The organism is Microbacterium insulae (genome assembly GCF_042677065.1).
GTDB lineage: Bacteria > Actinomycetota > Actinomycetes > Actinomycetales > Microbacteriaceae > Microbacterium > Microbacterium insulae.
The window spans coordinates 1,172,313-1,190,921 of sequence record NZ_JBHTII010000001.1; the positions used below are offsets into that span (position 1 = coordinate 1,172,313).

The 18,609-nt window shown below is 70.6% G+C and carries 20 protein-coding genes; 6 read left to right on the forward strand and 14 right to left on the reverse strand.

Going from position 1 to position 18,609, the window contains the following annotated elements; all coding sequences use genetic code 11:
- Nucleotides 1–22: 22 nt before the first annotated feature.
- Together ACFQ0P_RS05590 and ACFQ0P_RS05595 are read left to right on the forward strand one after the other, a co-directional pair.
- Nucleotides 23–334: a DUF2470 domain-containing protein gene (locus tag ACFQ0P_RS05590; RefSeq protein ID WP_204981124.1), complete on the forward strand. Its 312-nt coding sequence runs from the start codon at nucleotides 23–25 to the stop codon at nucleotides 332–334.
- A 50-nt stretch (nucleotides 335–384) separates the two neighbouring features.
- Nucleotides 385–1,038: a biliverdin-producing heme oxygenase gene (locus tag ACFQ0P_RS05595; protein ID WP_204981125.1), complete on the forward strand. Its 654-nt coding sequence runs from the start codon at nucleotides 385–387 to the stop codon at nucleotides 1,036–1,038.
- A 91-nt stretch (nucleotides 1,039–1,129) separates the two neighbouring features.
- Here ACFQ0P_RS05595 and ACFQ0P_RS05600 read toward each other — a convergent pair whose 3' ends face one another.
- Nucleotides 1,130–2,491 carry an ATP-dependent DNA helicase gene (locus tag ACFQ0P_RS05600; protein ID WP_204981126.1) on the reverse strand — a complete coding sequence of 454 codons (1,362 nt, stop codon included), beginning with the start codon at nucleotides 2,489–2,491 and terminating at the stop codon, nucleotides 1,130–1,132.
- 110 nt (nucleotides 2,492–2,601) lie between these two features.
- Between ACFQ0P_RS05600 and ACFQ0P_RS05605 the strand changes: the two genes are divergently transcribed.
- Complete coding sequence (locus ACFQ0P_RS05605) at nucleotides 2,602–3,759, forward strand: hypothetical protein (protein WP_378771590.1); 1,158 nt, start codon at nucleotides 2,602–2,604, stop codon at nucleotides 3,757–3,759.
- On the opposite strand, the gene ACFQ0P_RS05610 is transcribed toward ACFQ0P_RS05605, so the two are convergent.
- The 3 genes from ACFQ0P_RS05610 to ACFQ0P_RS05620 all read right to left on the reverse strand — a co-directional run bounded on the left by ACFQ0P_RS05610 (nucleotide 3,756) and on the right by ACFQ0P_RS05620 (nucleotide 7,123).
- Nucleotides 3,756–5,711, reverse strand: coding sequence for a cytochrome c oxidase assembly protein (locus tag ACFQ0P_RS05610; protein ID WP_204981550.1), 1,956 nt, complete (start codon nucleotides 5,709–5,711; stop codon nucleotides 3,756–3,758). The genes ACFQ0P_RS05605 and ACFQ0P_RS05610 overlap by 4 nt on opposite strands.
- A gap of 233 nt (nucleotides 5,712–5,944) precedes the next feature.
- Entirely contained in the window at nucleotides 5,945–6,232 is a 288-nt protein-coding gene (locus ACFQ0P_RS05615; protein ID WP_204981127.1) for an HU family DNA-binding protein, read from the reverse strand.
- Nucleotides 6,233–6,532: 300 nt separating this feature from the next.
- Complete coding sequence (locus ACFQ0P_RS05620) at nucleotides 6,533–7,123, reverse strand: TetR/AcrR family transcriptional regulator (protein WP_204981128.1); 591 nt, start codon at nucleotides 7,121–7,123, stop codon at nucleotides 6,533–6,535.
- 134 nt (nucleotides 7,124–7,257) lie between these two features.
- Between ACFQ0P_RS05620 and ACFQ0P_RS05625 the strand changes: the two genes are divergently transcribed.
- Nucleotides 7,258–8,094 (forward strand): alpha/beta hydrolase, encoded by an 837-nt coding sequence (locus ACFQ0P_RS05625; RefSeq protein ID WP_204981129.1) that lies wholly within the window; start codon nucleotides 7,258–7,260, stop codon nucleotides 8,092–8,094.
- A 25-nt stretch (nucleotides 8,095–8,119) separates the two neighbouring features.
- Here ACFQ0P_RS05625 and ACFQ0P_RS05630 read toward each other — a convergent pair whose 3' ends face one another.
- Nucleotides 8,120–9,202, reverse strand: coding sequence for an alpha/beta hydrolase (locus ACFQ0P_RS05630; protein WP_204981130.1), 1,083 nt, complete (start codon nucleotides 9,200–9,202; stop codon nucleotides 8,120–8,122).
- 61 nt (nucleotides 9,203–9,263) lie between these two features.
- Between ACFQ0P_RS05630 and ACFQ0P_RS05635 the strand changes: the two genes are divergently transcribed.
- On the forward strand, nucleotides 9,264–10,139 hold the full coding sequence (locus ACFQ0P_RS05635; protein ID WP_204981131.1) for a two pore domain potassium channel family protein: 876 nt from the start codon (nucleotides 9,264–9,266) through the stop codon (nucleotides 10,137–10,139).
- A 57-nt stretch (nucleotides 10,140–10,196) separates the two neighbouring features.
- On the opposite strand, the gene rpsN is transcribed toward ACFQ0P_RS05635, so the two are convergent.
- From rpsN to ACFQ0P_RS05660, 5 genes are all read right to left on the reverse strand, one after another.
- Nucleotides 10,197–10,502, reverse strand: a complete 306-nt coding sequence (rpsN, locus tag ACFQ0P_RS05640; protein ID WP_204981132.1) for a 30S ribosomal protein S14 — start codon at nucleotides 10,500–10,502, stop codon at nucleotides 10,197–10,199.
- A gap of 3 nt (nucleotides 10,503–10,505) precedes the next feature.
- Nucleotides 10,506–10,676 carry a 50S ribosomal protein L33 gene (gene rpmG, locus ACFQ0P_RS05645; RefSeq protein WP_005051772.1) on the reverse strand — a complete coding sequence of 57 codons (171 nt, stop codon included), beginning with the start codon at nucleotides 10,674–10,676 and terminating at the stop codon, nucleotides 10,506–10,508.
- On the reverse strand, nucleotides 10,676–10,912 hold the full coding sequence (rpmB, locus tag ACFQ0P_RS05650) for a 50S ribosomal protein L28 (RefSeq protein WP_013584774.1): 237 nt from the start codon (nucleotides 10,910–10,912) through the stop codon (nucleotides 10,676–10,678). The genes rpmG and rpmB overlap by 1 nt, the downstream gene beginning before the upstream one ends.
- A gap of 229 nt (nucleotides 10,913–11,141) precedes the next feature.
- Nucleotides 11,142–12,476, reverse strand: coding sequence for an HNH endonuclease (locus ACFQ0P_RS05655; protein ID WP_204981133.1), 1,335 nt, complete (start codon nucleotides 12,474–12,476; stop codon nucleotides 11,142–11,144).
- 56 nt (nucleotides 12,477–12,532) lie between these two features.
- Entirely contained in the window at nucleotides 12,533–13,216 is a 684-nt protein-coding gene (locus ACFQ0P_RS05660; protein ID WP_204981134.1) for a DNA-3-methyladenine glycosylase, read from the reverse strand.
- Nucleotides 13,217–13,291: 75 nt separating this feature from the next.
- Here ACFQ0P_RS05660 and ACFQ0P_RS05665 point away from each other — a divergent pair, with 75 nt between their 5' ends.
- Nucleotides 13,292–14,935, forward strand: coding sequence for an MFS transporter (locus ACFQ0P_RS05665; protein WP_204981135.1), 1,644 nt, complete (start codon nucleotides 13,292–13,294; stop codon nucleotides 14,933–14,935).
- Here the strand turns inward: ACFQ0P_RS05665 and ACFQ0P_RS05670 are convergent.
- Genes ACFQ0P_RS05670 through ACFQ0P_RS05685 form a run of 4 tightly spaced genes read right to left on the reverse strand, consistent with a single transcriptional unit; the run spans nucleotide 14,917 to nucleotide 18,606 of the window.
- Nucleotides 14,917–16,329, reverse strand: a complete 1,413-nt coding sequence (locus tag ACFQ0P_RS05670; RefSeq protein WP_204981136.1) for a hypothetical protein — start codon at nucleotides 16,327–16,329, stop codon at nucleotides 14,917–14,919. The genes ACFQ0P_RS05665 and ACFQ0P_RS05670 overlap by 19 nt on opposite strands.
- The gene (locus ACFQ0P_RS05675; protein ID WP_204981137.1) at nucleotides 16,319–17,194 is read right to left on the reverse strand and encodes a TIGR03943 family putative permease subunit; all 876 of its coding nucleotides are present in this window, start codon (nucleotides 17,192–17,194) and stop codon (nucleotides 16,319–16,321) included. The genes ACFQ0P_RS05670 and ACFQ0P_RS05675 overlap by 11 nt, the downstream gene beginning before the upstream one ends.
- A complete protein-coding gene (locus ACFQ0P_RS05680; RefSeq protein WP_204981560.1) occupies nucleotides 17,187–18,209 on the reverse strand; it encodes a permease in 1,023 nt (340 codons plus the stop codon). Before ACFQ0P_RS05680 ends, ACFQ0P_RS05675 begins: the two co-directional genes overlap by 8 nt.
- Nucleotides 18,196–18,606 carry a Fur family transcriptional regulator gene (locus ACFQ0P_RS05685; RefSeq protein ID WP_204981138.1) on the reverse strand — a complete coding sequence of 137 codons (411 nt, stop codon included), beginning with the start codon at nucleotides 18,604–18,606 and terminating at the stop codon, nucleotides 18,196–18,198. Before ACFQ0P_RS05685 ends, ACFQ0P_RS05680 begins: the two co-directional genes overlap by 14 nt.
- Nucleotides 18,607–18,609: the final 3 nt, after the last annotated feature.

Genomic DNA, 18,609 nt, shown 5'->3' on the forward strand with positions numbered 1-18,609 from the left:
ACCCCCCACCTAGGCTGGACGCATGAACCACCGGTTCGATGACGCGGCGCTGTCGGGCGTGCTCTCGCACATGAACGACGACCACGCCGACGACAACGTCCTCATCGCCCGCGCGTTCGGCCCGGCGGACGACGTCGTCTCCGCCACGATGACCGACTTCGACGGCTCGGGCGGCCGCTGGCGGGCCGTGCGGGCCGACGGCGAAGAGGTCGAGGTGCACGCCGGGTGGCCCGGGGGCCCTATCTCCGAGCGCCGCGAGGTGCGCCGCGAGATCGTCGCGCTCTACGACGAAGCGTGCCGTCGCCTCGGCGTCGAGCCGCGCCCCCACTCCTGAAATCCGGGCGGCCAGTAGGTTAGGGCACCCTAAGCCCCTACAATGGCGGCATGAGCGACCCGATCCCGTTCTCGACCGCGCTGCGCGAGCGCTCCAGCCGCGCGCACTCGTCGAGCGAGCACGCCGGCTTCATGGCCGACCTGATGACGGGGGAGGGCACGCGCGACGACTACGTCGCGCTCGTCGCACAGCACTGGTTCATCTACGCGGCACTCGAGCGGGCCGCGGAGCGCATGCGCGAGGACCCGGTCGCCGCCGTCTTCATCAGCGACAAGCTGACCCGGCTGCCGGCACTCGAGTCCGACCTGGAGTACCTCGTCGGCCCGGACTGGCGCGAGCGCATCGCCCCCCTTCCGACGACGCGGCGCTACGTCGAGCGCATCGACGAGGTCGGATCCACCTGGCCGGGCGGGTTCGTCGCCCACCACTACACCCGCTACCTCGGCGATCTGTCCGGCGGGCAGTTCATCGGGCGGCTCATGTCGCGTCGCTTCGGGTTCGACACGAACGGCATCGGCTTCTACCTCTTCGACGAGATCGCCGACCCGAAGGCGTTCAAGGACGTCTACCGCGAGCAGCTCGACGCCGCGCCGTGGGATGCCGCGGAGCAGGAGCGCGTGATCGACGAGGTGCTCCTGGCCTACCGCTTCAACACGCAGCTCTTCGAGGACCTCGCCGCCGCGAAGGCCGCTCAGGTCGCCTGACTCGAGCCCTGCGCCTGGGCTCGCACGCCGGGGTCTCGGTACACGCCGCTCCGGGCGCACTCGACCTTGACCCGGCCCGCATCAACGCGGGCTACGCTCGCATTGCTCCGGGCCGCGCCAACATGAATCGCGTGACGTCGGGGTCGACGCGGATGTCGGACGGACGCAGCGGTCGCGAGAGATACAGGCCGTCGAGCGAGGTCAGCCGCGACAGGGCGACGTAGGTCTGCCCCGGCGCGAACGCGCCCGAGCCGAGGTCGACGATCGCCCGATCGTAGGTCTTGCCCTGCGACTTGTGGATCGTCACCGCCCACGCCAGCCGCAGCGGGAACTGCGTGAACTCGGCGACGATGTCGCGCGACAGCGATTTCGACGCCGGATCGTAGGCGTAGCGGAACTTCTCCCACACGGCCGGCTCGACGTCGAACTCCTTCCCGTCGACCTCGACCCGCACCGTGCCGCCCGCGATGCGCGTCACGGTGCCGATCGTCCCGTTGACCCACCGGGGCGGTTCGCCGTAGGACTGGATGTCGTTGCGCAGGAACATGACCTGAGCCCCGACCTTCAGCTTGAGCTCGACGTCGGCCGGGTACGCGGCATCCCCCCGCCCGAAGTCCCCGCTGATCTCGGCGACCGCCGACTGCTCGCGGCCGACGAGCTCGTTCAGATGCCGGCGGTTGATGGCGTTGACGATGTCGTTCCGGGTGGCGAGCGTGATGATCGGATGCTCGCCGTCGCTCGGATCGGGAGGCGTGCGCGCGCCCGTGTCGTTGAGGATCTGCGCGATGTCGGCCGTCACGCGGCCGTACCGGACGGCGTTGAGCATCGCCTTGAACGCCGGGTCGGACTGCCGGTGGATGTCGACGAGCTCGCGGATGTGCAGATCGGCGCCGTACGAGCCCACGTCGAGGATGCCGTCGCTCGCCGCCTCGCCCACCCACACCTTCGCGTCGAAGAACCAGAAGGAGCGGTAGTGGTCGCGCACGTACCGGAGCTCGTCGCCGCGCGGAGGGACCGGCGCGAGCTGGTACGGGTCGCCGAACATCACGATCTGCACCCCGCCGAACGGCTCGCCGCGGCGCCCGCGCGCCTTGCGGAGGGACCGGTCGATGGCATCCATCAGGTCGGCGTTGACCATCGAGATCTCGTCGATCACGAGCGTGTCGATCGCGTTGAGCAGCTTGCGCGTCGCGTCGGACTGGTCCTCGTCGTGAGAGCCGATGATGCCCAGGGGGAGCTTGAACAGCGAGTGGATCGTCTGGCCCTCGACGTTGAGCGCCGCGACGCCCGTCGGTGCGCACACGGCGATCTGCTTCGACGTGTGCCACGCGAGATGCTGCAGCAGAGTCGACTTGCCGGTGCCGGCGCGTCCGGTCACGAACACGTGCTCCCGCGTGTCCTCGATGAGCCGGAACAGCGCCTCCTGCTCGGGGGACAGCGCGGGCGTACTCACCGACTCATGCTAACCAGCGGATGCCGCGTCCCCGCGTGCGCCCGACCGATCGGTGGACGCGGCGTGACGTGGCGTACCGGGTTGGGACGAGGGGTTCCTAGACTGGATGAGTGGATCAGGGGGCTGTGGAGACCACGGCGGGTCGCGGTGCGCCGCCGGTCCCCTCCGCGAGCCCGGATGCCGCGGCATCCACCGCGTCGACGCCCGCGCCCGCCGGAGCCGCCCGCACCCGCTCGCGCCGCCGCCTCGCCCTCGACCTGACCGCGCTCGCGGTCGTGGGGGTGCTCCTGGTGGCGGCGGTCGCGGCGGCCGTCGGCGCGATCGGGCAGCAGTTCTACAGCGCGTCGGCGTTCGTCGAGCGCTACCTCTCGCTTCTTGCGGACGCTCGCGCCGCCGAGGCGCTCGCCGTGCCGGGGGTCGTGGTGGACTCCGCCGAGCTCGAGGCGGCCGGTCTCCCGCCGACCGCGTCGGACGCCCTCCTCCGCGCGGCAGCGCTGGCCCCGCTCGAGAACGCGCGTGTCGTGTCGGAGGACACCGAGGACGGCCTCGCGGTCGTCTCGGTCGCGTTCGAGACGGGCGGTCTCGAGGGCGAGACGACCTTCGAGGTGGAGCGCGACGGCTCGATCGGCCTCGCCCCGACGTGGCGGTTCGCGACGAGCCCGCTCGCGGTGATGGACCTCCAGGTCCGCGGATCGATGCAGTTCACGGTGAACGGCTTCGAGCTCGACAAACGCCAGGTCTCGCCCGACGGGGCCGACGCCGATCCGCTGGCGGCGATGCCCCTCCTCGTGTTCACGCCCGGTCTGTACGCGGTGTCGGTCGACACGGCGATCTCGGAGACCCCCGGGGTGGCCGTCCTCTCGGACAGCCCGTTCCAGAGCGTGCCCGTCACGGTGCAGGCCGAGGCGACCGACGAGTTCGTCGCGGTCGTGCAGGACAAGGTCGAGGAGTTCCTGGACTCGTGCGCGACCCAGGAGGTCCTCCAGCCGACGGCGTGCCCGTTCGGCTACGTCGTCGCCGACCGCATCGCCTCCCTGCCGCGGTGGTCGATCGCGCAGCAGCCGACGGTCCGGGTCGAGCCCGACGGCGCGGACTGGCGGATCGTTCCGAGTGAGGCGGTCGCGCACATCGACGTCGACATCCGCTCCCTCTTCGACGGCAGCATCACCTCGGTGTCCGAGGATGTGCCCTTCGTCGTGGGCGGCCGCATCGAGGTGCAGCCCGACGGCACCGCGAGCATCCTGGTGAGCGGACCCGACGGACCCTAGCGCCGCGCGGCGCGCGCGTCGCGATCGGCCAGCTCGGCGAGGTGCGCGTTGTAGGCCTCGAGTTCGGCGTCGCCCGTGCGGTCGGCGTGCCGATCCCGCCGCTTCTGGTCGCGCGCGTCGCTGCGGCTCCACTGCACGGCGACGATGATCGCGACGATCAGCGTCGGGATCTCGCCGATCGACCACGCGATGCCGCCGCCGAAGTACTGATCCTCGAGCGGCGTCATGCCCCACACGCGCCCCATCGAGCCGAACCATTCGGCGATCATGAGGCCCGTCTGCATCATGATCGCGATGCCGAAGAAGGCGTGCATCGCCATGACGCCGATCAGCAGCACGAGGCGCCCGGCGTAGGGGAGCCGCCACGGCACCGGGTCGATCCCGATGAGCGTGAGCGCGAAGAGGTACCCGGTGATGAGGAAGTGGGCGACCATCCACTCGTGGCCGAGGTGGTCGTACAGCGACCACCGGAACAGGTCGGTGTAGTAGAAGACCCACAGCGAGCCGATGAAGAGGCCGGCCGCGACGAACGGATTGGTGAGCACGCGCGCCACCGGGGAGTGCACGGCCCACAGGATCCACTCGCGCCCGCCGCGCGTGCCGTCCTCGCGCTTGACGATCGCCCGGGCAGCGAGGGTGACGGGCGCACCGGCGACGAGGAGCAGGGGGATCGCCATGGTCAGGAGCATGTGGCCGGCCATGTGCATGCTGAACAGGTAGTCCTGGTAGACGTTGATGACGCCGCCGGTCACCCACACCAGAAGGGCCATGCCGGCGATCCACATGACGGTGCGGTAGACCGGCCACACGTCGCCGCGGCGGCGCAGGCGCCACACGCCGGCCACGTAGAAGAACACGGCGAAGCCGGCGACGACCGCCCAGATGAGGTCGATGTTCCACGCGGTCAGCCAGCGCCCCGCGGTCAGCTCGGGCGGGAGCGGGGCGCCGGTGAGCACCTCGGCGGGCGTGGGCGTCTGGATCACCTGGTCGACGGGCGGCGGCGTGCGGGCCAGGGCCGCGGCCGCACCGCTCGCGGCGCCCATGAGCGCGAGCTCGAAGACGATGAGCGTCCAGAAGGTGCGTGCCGCGCCGGTGTCGCGCAGCCGTCCGATCAGCCGCAGCCGGTACCACGCGCCCAGGGTTCCGAGCAGCACGAGGGCGATGACCTTCACGATCAGGATCACGCCGTACGGCGAGACCAGCGCCGCCCAGTCGCCCAGACCGATGACCGCCCTGACCGTGCCCGACAGGGCGACCACCACGAAGGCGGCCAGCGCGATGCTCGAGTACCGCGCGACCGCGGACGCCATCCGATCGCGTTCGAGGACGGGGCGAACCACGACGAGGAGGATCAGCCCTCCCAGCCACACGGCGGCGCCGATGATGTGGAGGATGAGCGCCGTCATCGCCTCGTGGTGATTGGCCTCCTCACCCGAATGGCCCTGCGTGCCCATCGGGACGAGCGATGCGACCGCGAGCACCGCGACGAACAGCGTCGCCGTCCATGACCGCACGGCGAAGGTCAGCACCGTGAGCGCGGCACCCGCCACCGTCGTGATGAGCCACGTGCGCCCGACCTCGGTCTCGACGAGGAAGCGTCCGAGCTGCGCCCCGAACTCGGGACCGGCGCTGATCGCCGGATTGAAGGCGTCGATGAAAGTGAGGAACCCCGTCGCCGCGGCCGACAGCGTGAAGACGGCGGCCGAGATGGATGCCGCGTCCAGCGCGATGTCGAACTCCCGCTCTCCCGCCCTCAGTGCGAAGAGCGCGAGCACGAGCGAGCCGACCATGCCCGCGGCGGACAGGTTCACCAGCAGCTTCACGGTGGGCAGCCCCCACCGCGCGAGGGGGCCGGGATCGCCGATCGCGAGGGGCGCCGCACCGCCGCCGAAGGCGAGCGCCCACACGAGCACGACGACAGCCGAAACCAGGAGGATCGCGGGCCCGGCGATCCGCAGCGCCCGCGCCCGACCCGTGTCTTCCGCAGCCCCGCGCGGTGCGGCGGTGCCGCGTGCGGCCGGAGCGGAGATCACCCCTCCAGCCTACGTCGGGCATGCAGAAGGGGATGCCGCGTGCGCGGCATCCCCTTCCGGTGGTCTGAGGTTTCGATACGGCCGCTTCGCGGCCTACTCAACCTGAGTCGCAGCCGCGTCAACGCCGCTTCGCAGCATTGACCCGGCTCGACTCACTTGACGGCGGCCTTCAGCTTCGAGCCCGCGGTGACCTTGACGCGCTTGCCCGCGGGGATCTTGATCTCCTCGCCGGTCTGCGGGTTGCGGCCGGTGCGCGCGGAGGTGGCGACCTGCTCGAACGAGATCCAGCCCGGGATCGAGACCTTGCTGCCCTTGGCGACCGCGTCGGACACGGTCGAGAAGAGGGAGTCGAGCACGCCCGAGACGGCGGACTGGCTCTGTCCGGTCGCGCTCGCGATGCTCGCGACGAGTTCGGTCTTGGTGATGGACTTGTCGGCCATGGGGATTGTCCTCCGAGAGCGGCGGAGTCGCCGCTCGTTCATTGCTCGGACCGGACGGCGATGCGCCCCCCGGCTGGTCGGTTCGACCGCCTCGAATGTACCCGACATCGCCGTTGGATCCGCGTATTTCCGCGCTTTTCGGCCCTCTCGCACGGCGTGTCGCCCCCGCGATGTGACTCCTGTGACCCGTGTGAAGGCACTATCGGCCGCTTCCGCCCGATGCCGAGCGGGCGCAATCGACCGGGGCGGACTGGATCCGCGGTGATTCGAGCCCGCTCGACAAGGGGCGGTGGGGCTCGGTCAGGAGCGGTGGGAGGCGATGACGCCGCGGGCGGTGCGGGAGAACGCGGGGACCGCCCGCTCCTGCCCGTCGAGGTAGCCGCCGACCAGCGCGGCGTCGCGCAGTAGGACGAGGGATGCCGCGGCATCCGCCGGATCGGTGAGCCCGGCTGCGCGCGCGAGATGCTCGAGCGTCGCGCGGAACCACTCCCGGTGCTCGGCGATGAGGTCGCGCACCGGGCCGGGGTCGGGGTACTCGGCGGCGGCGTTGATGAACGGGCACCCTCGGGTGTGGCGTTCGCGGATGTCCTGCTCGATGCCCGCGATCACGAGGTCGAGCAGCACCGCCGGATCATCGGATGCCGCGCCCGCCGCGGCGAACAGCTCGCGGAGTCGCTGATCCTCGCCCCGGAGGTAGGCCAGGACGAGCCCCTCCTTACCCGAGAACTGCTTGTACATCGTCGCCCGCGTCACACCCGATTCCTCGATGATCCGGTCGACGCCCACGGAGTGGATGCCTTCCCGGTAGAAGAGGTCGGTCGCGGCATCCAGCAACCGCTGGCGCGCGGGGGAGGTGCGCGTCTGCGTCGCCGGCGCGGGTGTGGTGCTCATCGGTCCTCCGTGGTCCATCGTGCCATCTCGCCTCGATGATCGGATTTCGGGAATGTCCTTGTGTAGATAGAACGTTCGGTCTACCATCAGGATACATCCACCGGAAGTACCGGTATCGAACCAAGGAGATCGACATGAACAACACCGACAAGACCCCCATCGTCCTCATCCACGGGCTCTGGATGACCCCCACGAGCTGGGACACCTGGGCCGAGCGCTTCCGCGCAGCCGGCCACGAGGTCCTCGTCCCCGGGTGGCCCGGGATCGACGACCGCACCGTCGACGACATCCGCTCCCACCCGGCCGCGCTCAAGGGCGTCGGGCTGAAGGAGATCGCCGACAACTACGAGCGGATCATCCGTGAACTTCCGGTCAAGCCGATCATCATCGGCCACTCCTTCGGCGGCGTCATCACGCAGATGCTCGCCGACCGAGGTCTCGGCGTCGCCTACGTGGGCGTCGCGCCCGGGCAGACCGCCGGCGTCACCGCTCTCCCGCTGTCGACGCTGTGGACGGGGACGCCCATCCTGTCGAACCCGTTCGGCCGCAACGGCGCCAAGCCGCTGTCCAAGCGCCACTTCCACTTCACCTTCGGCAACGACCTCCCGCGCAGCGAGTCCGATGCGCTCTGGGAGCAGTACGCCGTCAACTCCTACAATCGTGTCTTCTTCGAGGGCGTGACCTCGGTGTTGAACGAGAAGGGCGGAGTGACGCGCGTGGACTACAGCCGCCCCGACCGCGCTCCCTTCCTCGTCATCACCGGCGAGATCGACCACGTCGTCCCGCCGGCCATCGGCAAGGCCATCGTCAAGAAGTACACCGCGACCGGGAGCCCTGCGATCGTCGAGTACAAGGAGTACGCCGGGCGCACCCACCGCCTCGTCAGCCAGGACGGCTGGGAGGAGATCGCCGACGACGCCCTCGCGTGGGCCACCGCCCACCAGGTTCCCCAGCCGCAGTCAGCGGCGTAGGCCGATGTCGGGCCTGATGGCCGCGTCAGGCGTGGAGGCGCCGCAGCGCGGCGACGACGTCGTCGTGCCAGCGACGCGCGGCCGGGAGGACGGCGAGGAACATCGCAGTGTCGTGGGTCACGCCCTGGTACCGCACGACCGAGGCATCCACCCCCGCCGCCCGCAGCGCCGCCCCGTACGCATCGCCGTCGCCGCGGAGCGGGTCGTACTCGGCGGTCAGGATCACCGCGGGCGGGAGTCCGGCATGGGACCCGGCGCGCAGCGGGGACGCATACGGCTCGCGCGCGGCATCCCGAGACGGCAGATAGGTTCGCGCGACGGAGCGCAGCTCGCGGATCGCGATGAAGCGGGGGATGCCGAGGGCCCGCGTCGCCCGCAGGTCGACGTGAGCGCCGGTGAGGTCGACGACAGGCACCTCGAGCACCTGCAGGCGCAGGGGCGGCCCTCCCCGATCGCGGTTGACGAGCGTCAGCGCCGCGGCGATGTTGCCGCCGGCTGACGTGCCGAGCACGCCGATCCGGTCGGGGTCCACGCCCAGCTCCTCCGCATGGGACACGAGCCAGCGCAGCGCCGCGAAGGCCTGCTCGACCTGCACGGGGTACTGCTGCTCGGGCGCGAGGGCGTAGTCCACGGCGGCGACCGCGACGCCGGCGTCGACGGCGCGGCGGCGGAACGCGGCATCCGTCGTCGGGTAGTCGACCCCGCCGATGCGGAAGGCTCCCCCGAAGAACGCCAGCACGCCGGGCACGGGCGCCGAACCCGGGTCGGTCGGATGATAGACCCGCACCCGGACGGCCGGTGCGCCCTCCACCTCGACCCGGTGCTCGGTGATGCGCACGTCGGGACCGGGCAGTCCGACGGCGACGAGCTCGGCGCGGTCCCACGCCAGCGCCGCGCGACGCTTGCGGGCGCGGGCCCGCGCATTCGGGCCGACCGCGGTTGACTGGGCCGACGGGGTCTCCGACGTCGGCCTCCCCGCGGACGGGACGGGAGTGCGTCCGAACGGCCACAGCGCGATCAGCCGCGCCCGCAGCGCGCCGCGCGCCTTGTCGATCAGGTACCGGCGGTGCACGCGCAGGCGCTCTTCGAAGAACGGGTCCAGCGGCATCCCTCCATCTTCGTCCGCGCAAGCCCGCCCACGGACCCGCCAGGGGGATTACGGTGACGGCATGACGACCTTCCTCAGCACCGCCGCCGGAGTGCTGCTGCTCGTGGTCGCCCTCAACGACGTGTTCCACACGCTCCTGCGCCCGGCCTCGACCGGCCGGCTCACCACGCTGGTGTTCCGGACCGTGTGGGGGATGTCGCGCGGCCGCCGCCCGCTCGCGGTGAGCGGCCCGCTCACGGTGCTCGCGACGATCAGCGTGTGGATCGTGCTCGTGACGCTCGGGTGGGCGCTGGTCTATCTCCCGCACTTCCCCGACGGCTTCTCGTACAGCGGCGTGAACCCCGCGGACTACAACCCGTTCCTCGAGGTGATCACCTTCTCGCTCGTCGCGCTCACGACGCTCGGACTGGGCGACGTGGTCCCCGCCGAGCCGATCATCCGGTTCCTGTCGCCCCTGGAGGCGCTCACCGGCTTCGCCCTGCTCTCGGCGTCGGTGTCGTGGTACATGCAGCTCTATCCCGCTCTGGCGCGTCGTCGCGCCGTCGCGATCGAGCTGACGAGCCTGCACGAGTCGGGTATCCGCATGACGCCGCCCGCCGTGTCGGCCGGGTACGCGGCATCCGTCGTCTCCTCGGTCGCCCGGTCACTCGCCGAACTCACCGCCGACCTCGTGCAGAACACCGAGATCTTCTACTTCGCGGAGCGCGACGACCGGCTGTCGGTCACGCGCGCGATCGGGTATGCGATCGACGTGCGCGACGCCGCGCGGGCCTCGGGAGACGGGGACCTGCGCGCCGCCGGAGTCCTCTTGGAGAAGGTCCTCGACGAACTTGCCCGCGTGCTGACGGAGCAGTACCCGCACGTCACCGGCGAGTCGACCGACGCGATCCTGCGCGCGGTCGCCGGCAGCCACGGTCATCAGCTCGGCTCGTCGTGAAAGCCACGAAGGCCCGGAATCCGTGAGGAATCCGGGCCTTCGTGTGAAAGCGGGTGCTTACCAGCTCGACTTGGTCACGCCGGGCAGCTCGCCACGGTGCGCCATGTCACGGAAGCGGACACGCGAGATGCCGAACTTCGTGAGGACACCGCGGGGGCGGCCGTCGATGACGTCGCGCGAACGCAGCCGAACGGGCGACGCGTTGCGGGGCAGCTTCTGCAGGCCCACGCGAGCGGCCTCGCGCTGCTCGTCGGTCGAGTTCGGGTCGACGAGAGCCTTCTTCAGCTCGGCGCGCTTGGCGGCGTAGCGGTCGACGACCTCCTGGCGCTGCTGGTTACGCGCGATCTTGCTCTTCTTGGCCATGGATCAACGCTCCTCTCGGAATTCGACGTGCTTGCGGATGACCGGGTCGTACTTCTTGAGCACGATGCGGTCGGGGTTGTTGCGGCGGTTCTTGCGCGTCACGTAGGTGTACCCCGTGCCGGCGGTCGAACGCAGCTTGATGATCGGACGGACGTCCTGTGCCTTCTTGGCCATCAGAGCTTCACACCCTTCGCCTGGAGGTCACGGACGACTGCCTCGATGCCGCGGGCGTCGATGACCTTGATGCCCTTGGCCGAGACGTTGAGCTTGATGTTGCGACCCAGCGACGGAACGAAGTAGGTCTTCTTCTGCACGTTCGGGTCGAAGCGGCGCTTCGTCCGGCGGTGCGAGTGCGAGATGTTGTGACCGAAGCCGGGAACTGCTCCAGTCACCTGGCACACTGCTGCCATAGTGATGTCTCCTTAGTACCGTGGAGCCGGACGGCCCCACCCAAGATCCCTTGTCTGCATTTCGCACACGGCCGATCCCCGCCCGGATACACCGGTCGTTGAGCGAGCGAAGCGAGTCGAAACGCGAACTGCGTGCTGGAGTGCGCGCAGACAAAGAGTCAGTCTAGCACGGAGGGTGTGTCGGGCTTCACCAGGACGATGCCTCGCCCCGGCGCGCACATCGCGGGCGTCATGCGATGAGGGTGTAGCGAGACTTGCCCGCGAGCCTCGGTCTGCGCTCCGCGTCGACCCACGGTGGAGGGATGAGCCATACCTTCGCATGGACGCCGGGCCCGTCGATGCGGATCTCCCACCCGTCGCCGTGCAGTCGATGGTGACACCCTGTGCACAGCAGCACGCCGTTGCCGAGGTCGGTGCGCCCGCCGTCGCGCTGCCACCACGCGAGGTGATGGACGTGACACCACGCCGGCGGCGCTCCACATGACACGCACCCGCCGTCGCGTTCGGCGATCGCGAGCTTCTGAGCCGGAGTGAACAGCCGCTTCGCGCGCCCCCAGTCGAGGATCTCGCTGTCACCACCGAGCACGCACGGGATGACCTGCGCATCGGCGGCCAGCCGGCGGAGGATCGAAGCGGGCACCGGCTGCGCGAGTCCGTCGATCGTCGCGACACCGACGCCCGCTTCGAGGTCGGCAAGATCCACCCGCACGACCACCGTCGCGGACGGCCCGGTGGGCACCTCATCGCACCCGATCGCGTGTCGGCAGAGGTCGGCGAGAGCGTCGGCCTGCATCTGCCGCACCGACCGCGGGTCGCGATCGGCATCGCCGGTGTGCTCGTTGCGTCGCAGACCCTCGCCCACGAGCGCATCGATCGCAGCCTTGACGGGCGCGGCGGCCTCGGGGTCGAGCTTGCCGGTGAGATGCAGCATGCCGTCGCGCTCTTGCAGCATGAGTGACCGCTCGGACCGCAGCTCCTCGTGGCGCGGCTCCACACCGTCAGGGTCGAGATGCGCCTCGGCGCGCGCCAGGAGCTTGCCGAGCTCGTCGGGCCGCAACCCCGGCGCCAGCCCGACGAGCTGATGCTCGGCGGCGGCGAGACGCTCCGCTGAGACGCGCACCGCGAGCCGGTCGAGCAGCGACACGATCGCCGCTGCCGCCGTCATGCCGATCACCCCCGCCGTGACCGCCGCGGCAAGAGAGGGCCGCTTGGCCGGCAGCGCCTCACCGGTCAGCGAGACGCGCGCCGCGGTGGCCTCGCCGACCTGCACGATGCGCACCGCCTCGCCGACACTCGTGCCCGTCGTCGTCGAGATCAGCGCGACGGGCGACGAGAACCCCTGCCTCCTCGCGAACGAGTCCTTGCCCAACTCACGCCGCGACTGCCGGGAGATCTCTGCGGCGACGGGAGCGAAGGCGGCGTCGACTCGGCGCTTCAGCGCACCGAAGGCCTCGTTCACCGCCACCAGCTCGGCCGATGACAGCGCCGCGGCGGGCCGATCACCACCGGCCGCGGCGAGCGCACGAAGCGCCTCGCCGATGCGGTCGAGCGCGGTGTGATCCATCCCCAGAGTTTAGAACAAAGGTACGACACTCCCAGTGAATTCTCCACAGGGAGAGGTCAGCCTCTCCCCAACTCCGCCGCCTCTCTCGCGCCCCGACCCCACCGGAAAGCCGACACCGTCGGATCCCCCTCGATCCAGAACCGCCACGGGAAGCGGTCGGTCCCGGCCTCCCCCGCGACCCCCACCCGCGGACCGGTGACGACCTCGCCCAGCGGTTCGCCCGGTATCTCCAGCCGCGCGACGGCACCGGCCTGGGGCGCTCCCGTGACGGCATCGATGCCGTCGTGAAGGGGATGCCGCAGCCCGACCGCATCGCCGAGCCGCCCGGGTCCGCGCGCGAGATCGCGCACGGTGCGCGCCGCGGGACGGCGGCGGGCCGCGGCATCCGTCCCTTCGACGATCTCGGCGGCGCGCAGCAGGATTCCGCCGGCGACCCCCTCGGGCCCGCACACGACGTTCACGCACGAGTGGATGCCGTGGCTCAGATAGACGTAGAGGTGACCCGGCTCGCCCCACATCGTGGCATTGCGCGCCGTGCGACCCCTGCGCGCATGGGATCCGGGGTCGGGAACGGGGCCGGTGCCGAGCCCGTGGTACGCCTCGACCTCGGTCAGGCGCGCCACCACCGTCTCGCCGCTCACCACGGTGGTCAGGTGGGCGCCGAGGAGGCGCGGGGCGACCGCGGCGGGCAGGTCCAGAAGGTCCTCACGGCGAACGGGTCGCAGCGTGGGGGCGGGCATGCGGGGAGTCTACGCATCGACAACTCACCCCCGCGAGGCGATACCGCCGTCGGGGGCCGCCGATAGCATTCGGCCATGAAGCGGTGGTTGGTGCTCATCATCCTGGGCGTCTCGCAGTTCGTCATGGTGCTCGACAGCACCGTCATGAACGTCTCCATCTCCACCGTGGCCGCCGATCTCGGCACCGACATCGGCGGCATGCAGGCGGCGATCACGTTCTACGCCCTGACGATGGCGGCCTTCATGCTCACGGGCGGAAAGCTCGGCGACAAGTGGGGTCGCAGCACCGCGTTCCGCATCGGGTCGATCGTGTACGGCCTCGGCTCGCTCACGACCGCCCTCGCTCCGAACCTGCCGGTGCTGCTGCTGGGCTGGTCGCTCGTGGAAGGCCTGGGGGCGATCCTCGTCATCCCGGCGATCGCGGCGCTCGCGGCGATCAACTACACGGGCCGTGACCGGGTCATCGCGTTCTCCGCCCTCGGAGCGATCACCGGCTTCGCCGCCGCCGCCGGCCCTCTCATCGGCGGCCTGATGACGACCTACGCCTCCTGGCGCTGGGTGTTCGTCGGCGAGGTGATCATCATGGTGCTCGTCCTCATCGTGTCGGGACGCATCAAGGACACCCCCGCCGACCGCACACTTCGGATCGACGTGCTGAGCGTCGTGCTGTCCGCGGCGGGCATGGCGATCCTCGTGTTCGCCGTGCTGCAGAGCAAGGCGTGGGGGTGGCTCGTCCCGCTGGATCCGCCCGAGGTCGCGGGCGTCACGATCGCGCCGTTCGGCGTGTCGCCGGTCGCATATCTCATCGTGATCGCACTCCTCGTCCTGTGGTGGTTCGTGAAGCGCCAGCAGAAGCTCGAGCGCGAGGGACGCATCCCGCTGCTGAAGGTCAGCATGCTGCGCATCCCCGCCCTGCGCAGCGGGCTGACGATGTTCCTGGCGCAGTACTTCGCGATCGCCGCGCTCTTCTTCGTCGTGCCGGTCTACCTGCAGACGATCCTCGGTTACAACGCCCTCGAGACCGGGCTGAAGATCCTGCCGCTCTCGATCGGGCTCATCATCTTCTCGATCGTCGGCTCCCGCCTCTCCACCGTGCGTTCCGCGCGCAACATCGCCCGGATCGGGCAGTTCACCCTCGGACTCGGCCTCCTCCTGGTGTTCGTCGCCGTGCAGCCCGACCTCACGGACCTGCTCTTCGCCGCCGGCATGTTCGTCGTCGGCGCCGGGTTCGGGCTCCTCGCCTCACAGCTCGGCAACGTCAACATGTCGGCGGTCGCCAAAGAGGACACCTCCGAGGTCGGCGGCCTGCAGGGGACGTTCCAGAACCTCGGCTCATCCTTCGGCACGGCCGTCGTCGGATCCGTCTTCATCCTGCTGCTCACGGGCGGGTTCGGCACCGCGATCCAGGCCAGCACGACGCTCAGCGACGACGTCAAGGCCCAGGTCGCCGAGGGCACCTCGGGTGGAGCGCCCATCATCTCCCAGGAGCAGGCCGAGCAGGCGGTGCTCGACGCCGGGGGCAGCCCGGAGGTCGCCACCGAAGTCGCGCAGACCTATGCCGACACGCAGGTGCAGTCGCTGCGCCAGGCCCTGTTCCTCGTGTTCGCGCTGACGCTGATCGCGATCGTGCTCGCGCGAGGGCTCCCGTCGACGATCCCGGTTCCGGCGGCCGCGGGGACGAAGGATGCCGCGCCCTCCGGTCAGCCCGGAGGCACCTGACACCACGAGATCGACGATCCCGCGAGCGCGGCGACCTCTGCGCCGTCGGCGATCTCGAGCACGCGCGTCTCGGTCCGCTCCGGAAGCGGGAGCTGGTACGTGTCGTAGGGGTTGGACACCGCATCCGGTGCCACGGTCACGGCGGCGTACCGGGCACTGGGCGACACGCAGACCTGAAGCACGGCATCCGTCTCGGGCACCTCGGCGAGCAGCCGGGTCGCACCGTCCGCATCGACGAGGTGGAGGGAAGTGCGCCCGGTCGGGGCGCCACCGTCGTCGAGGACCGCGGCGACGCGCAGCGTCGACCCGTCCGGCAGGGGCGTCACGGTCGTGGCCGGTCCGATGTCCTCCTGCGGCGCCACGAGCGGGTCCTCCGATCCGTCGGTGAGATCGATGCCCGTCATGCCGTCGACGCGCTCGACCACGGCCTCGGACGAGCCCCGCGCGATGCCCTCGATCGTGACCGCCGTGCCGAGCGGGGTGGGGGCCTCGCCGGCGGGGCCCGTCAGCAGCAGTGAACCGTCGAAGGGCAGGAGGAGGATGCTGTCGGTGTCGGGCACGAATCGCCAGTCCGCGACGCTCGGATCGACTCCCTCGACCTCGATCGGCCGGGGCTGAGGATCGGACGCCTTCAGCGAGGCGGTGTGCAGCATGCTCTCGCGCCCGCCCTCGGCGTCGAGGCCCGCATCGGTGAAGGTGAAGCCGATGACGTCGCCGCGGTCCGAGCTCTGCAGATTCGACACGAAGCCCTCACCCGGAAGCGGAAGCTCCCGCGGGTTCGAGCCGTCGAGGTCGGTCACGATGAGCGCCGCCTCGTCCTCGTCGTTGCGCACCGACATCACGAGATGCGACGACGTCGCCCGGAAGTCCTCGATGTGCGGGTGGGTGAACACCGCGACCGCGTTGTCACCGGACAGGTCGGTGCGGAAGATCGTGTCGCCGTCGGCACCGCGCTGAAGCAGCTCGATCTGCGCCGGCGGGGTGCGGAACGTCTCGGTGATCGTCACGGCCGGTCCGCCACCGAGCCCTTCGACTCCGGCGATGGTCACGGTGTAGTCCGTGTCATCCCACAGCGGCAAGCCGAAGCGCACGCCGACACTGCGGCCGGAGGTGTCGACGGCGAAGGGCGCCTCGGGGGTCACCGTCACCTGCGACGGATCGACCTCCTCCAGCGACTGGGTGGTGGTCACGATGAGCCGGGAACCGGATGCCTCGGCCGCCGCGACCGGGTCGACCTGGACGTCGGTCACCCTCGGTCCTTGCCCGACGGTCGCCGCCGCGCCCGCGAGGCCGAGCACCGCGAGCGCACCGACCACGATCGCGAAGGCCCCCGCGAAGGCGCGTCCGCGCCGCCGGCGACCGCGCGCGCGGCGGGTCGCCGGCTCAGTACTCATAGGGGTCCTCGGGCTCGTCGATCAGGTCGACGGCGTCCGCGTCGATCTGAAGTCGTCCGTCGGAGGTCGAACGCACCGTGCCGGTCACGGTGACCCATTGCCCGGTCTCGGGGATCTGCTCGTCGGACACGGGAATGGTCGCCGGCTGTGCGTCGATGACGCAGTGGGTGATCACGAGCCGCGTCAGGTCGAACGCGCCGTCCTCGCCGGGCGTCACGAACCCGGTGAGCTCGATCGGGTCGCCGTCGAACGCGTCCGGATTCGTCGCGGTGGCGAACACCGTCGCCCACTCCCCGACCCCGAACGACGAGGTGTCCCCCGTCGAGGCGAGGGTGACGACATCCGCTCCCGCGAACAGCGGCGTCGCGCCGACGTCGCGCGACATGGCCAGCTCGGCCGACAGCGACGCGGGCGGGAGCACCAGCGTGAGCCCGACGACGCCGGAGGCGACCACGCCGCCGACGACCGTCGCGGCGAGCCCGAGCGGGCTGCGCGGGTGGGCGTGGGCCGAGGCATGACTCGCAGATTCGCGCGAGCCTCGCAGAATCTGGGCTTGATCGTGCGAATCCGGCGCGATTCTGCGAACGTCGTGCGCGCGGTCGGGGCGGGGGTCGGGTCCGGGGACGCCGCCGTGGTCGTGGCCGTGGTCGTGGCCGTGGTCGGACTCGGCGCCGAGCGGGAGCGTGAACGAGGCGACGGTGCCGATGAGGGCGACCACGGCCATAGAGACGGCGAACCAGGTCGAGTCGGGGTTGATGTACAGCGCGAGCCGCCCCGTCGCGGCGAGAGCGATCGTGACGACGGCGAGGACGGCGGCGAGCCCGACCCCGAGCCACCGCACGCCGATCCACTCCGCCTTAAGCAAGGAGGTTCACCACCGTTCCGATGACGAACGCCGACAGGATGACGATGACCACGATGCCCGCGAGGGTGCGGGTGGTGAAGGTCGTGCGCATGAGGGCGAGCATCTTCACGTCGACGAGGGGCCCGACCAGGAGGAACGCCACGATCGCGCCGGGGGTGAAGGTGGACGCGAACGACAGCGCGAAGAACGAGTCCACGTTGGAGCAGATCGCGACGACCATCGCGAGCGCCATCATCGCGACGATCGAGAGCGCCGGGTTCGAGCCGATCGCCACCAGCGTCTCGCGCGGGATCAGGACCTGCACGGCGCCGGCGAGCGCCGACCCGATCACGAGCGCCGGCATCACGGCGCGCAGCTCGATGATGAACTGAGCGAGGCTGCGGCGGCCCTTGCTCCCCGGCTCGTGCACGACGAGGTCGCACGTGTCGCGGAAGCGGTCGGTGAGCAGTGCGTCGGGGGAGGGGTGGCGGCTGTAGAGCCAGCCGATGAGGTTCGCGATCAGATAGCCGCCGACGAGGCGGGCGATCAGGATGCCGTCGCTGAAGCCGAACGCCTGGTGGGTCGTGATGATCACGATGGGGTTCACGATCGGCGCGGCGATGAGGAACGTCATCGTCTCGGACACCGAGAAGCCGCGCATCAGGAGGCCGCGCGCGAACGGCACGTTGCCGCACTCGCAGACCGGCACGATCATGCCCAGCAGCGAAAGGACTGCCCGTCGGGCCCACGCGCGGCGCGGCATCCATCGCTCGATGACCCCGGGCGGCACCCACACCTGCACGACGATCGAGAGCACGACGCCCAGGACGACGAAGGGCAGCGACTCGATCAGCACGCTGATCGCGAGGGTCAGGCCGTCCTGCGCGCGGGTCGGGAGCGGCGCCGGGAAGAGCGCCGGCGCGAACGCGTCGATGAGGAACAGCACCGCGACCACGCCCGCGCCGATCGAGAGCGCGACGAGGGTGCGTGCCGTGCGCGACGGAGCCGCGGCGGGTCGGGTCTCAGTCCGCGTCACGCTCGTCCCGGGCCTGGGCGCAGGCCCTGCACAGCCCGAAGATGTCGACGATGTGCTCGGCGTCGCGGAAGCCGTGGCTCTCGGCCGTCCGGCGCGCCCACTGCTCGACATCCGTCGCCTCGATCTCGACGGTCAGTCCGCAGCTGCGGCAGATCAGGTGGTGGTGGTGGCCCGTGCTGGTGCAGGCGCGGTAGAGCGCCTCGCCGTCGGGACTCTGGAGCGAGTCCGCGTCGCCGCGGGCGGCGAGCCCGGCGAGCGCACGGTAGACGGTGGCCAGGCCGATGCCCGTGTTCTCGTCGCGAAGGGTCGCGTGCAGGGACTGGGCGCTGACGAAGCCGCGGGCGTCGGCGAGCGCCTCGCGCACGCGTTCGCGCTGCCACGTGTTGCGCTGAGCCATGCC

Bases quoted from the DNA above. Each gene is read 5' to 3' on its own strand.
- ACFQ0P_RS05590 (WP_204981124.1), top strand. From the start codon at position 23: ATGAACCACCGGTTCGATGACGCGGCGCTGTCGGGCGTGCTCTCGCAC.
- ACFQ0P_RS05595 (WP_204981125.1), top strand. From the start codon at position 385: ATGAGCGACCCGATCCCGTTCTCGACCGCGCTGCGCGAGCGCTCCAGC.
- ACFQ0P_RS05615 (WP_204981127.1), bottom strand. From the start codon at position 6,232: ATGGCCGACAAGTCCATCACCAAGACCGAACTCGTCGCGAGCATCGCG.
- ACFQ0P_RS05620 (WP_204981128.1), bottom strand. From the start codon at position 7,123: ATGAGCACCACACCCGCGCCGGCGACGCAGACGCGCACCTCCCCCGCG.
- ACFQ0P_RS05625 (WP_204981129.1), top strand. From the start codon at position 7,258: ATGAACAACACCGACAAGACCCCCATCGTCCTCATCCACGGGCTCTGG.
- ACFQ0P_RS05630 (WP_204981130.1), bottom strand. From the start codon at position 9,202: ATGCCGCTGGACCCGTTCTTCGAAGAGCGCCTGCGCGTGCACCGCCGG.
- ACFQ0P_RS05635 (WP_204981131.1), top strand. From the start codon at position 9,264: ATGACGACCTTCCTCAGCACCGCCGCCGGAGTGCTGCTGCTCGTGGTC.
- rpsN (WP_204981132.1), bottom strand. From the start codon at position 10,502: ATGGCCAAGAAGAGCAAGATCGCGCGTAACCAGCAGCGCCAGGAGGTC.
- rpmG (WP_005051772.1), bottom strand. From the start codon at position 10,676: ATGGCCAAGAAGGCACAGGACGTCCGTCCGATCATCAAGCTGCGTTCG.
- rpmB (WP_013584774.1), bottom strand. From the start codon at position 10,912: ATGGCAGCAGTGTGCCAGGTGACTGGAGCAGTTCCCGGCTTCGGTCAC.
- ACFQ0P_RS05655 (WP_204981133.1), bottom strand. From the start codon at position 12,476: ATGGATCACACCGCGCTCGACCGCATCGGCGAGGCGCTTCGTGCGCTC.
- ACFQ0P_RS05660 (WP_204981134.1), bottom strand. From the start codon at position 13,216: ATGCCCGCCCCCACGCTGCGACCCGTTCGCCGTGAGGACCTTCTGGAC.
- ACFQ0P_RS05665 (WP_204981135.1), top strand. From the start codon at position 13,292: ATGAAGCGGTGGTTGGTGCTCATCATCCTGGGCGTCTCGCAGTTCGTC.
- ACFQ0P_RS05670 (WP_204981136.1), bottom strand. From the start codon at position 16,329: ATGAGTACTGAGCCGGCGACCCGCCGCGCGCGCGGTCGCCGGCGGCGC.
- ACFQ0P_RS05685 (WP_204981138.1), bottom strand. From the start codon at position 18,606: ATGGCTCAGCGCAACACGTGGCAGCGCGAACGCGTGCGCGAGGCGCTC.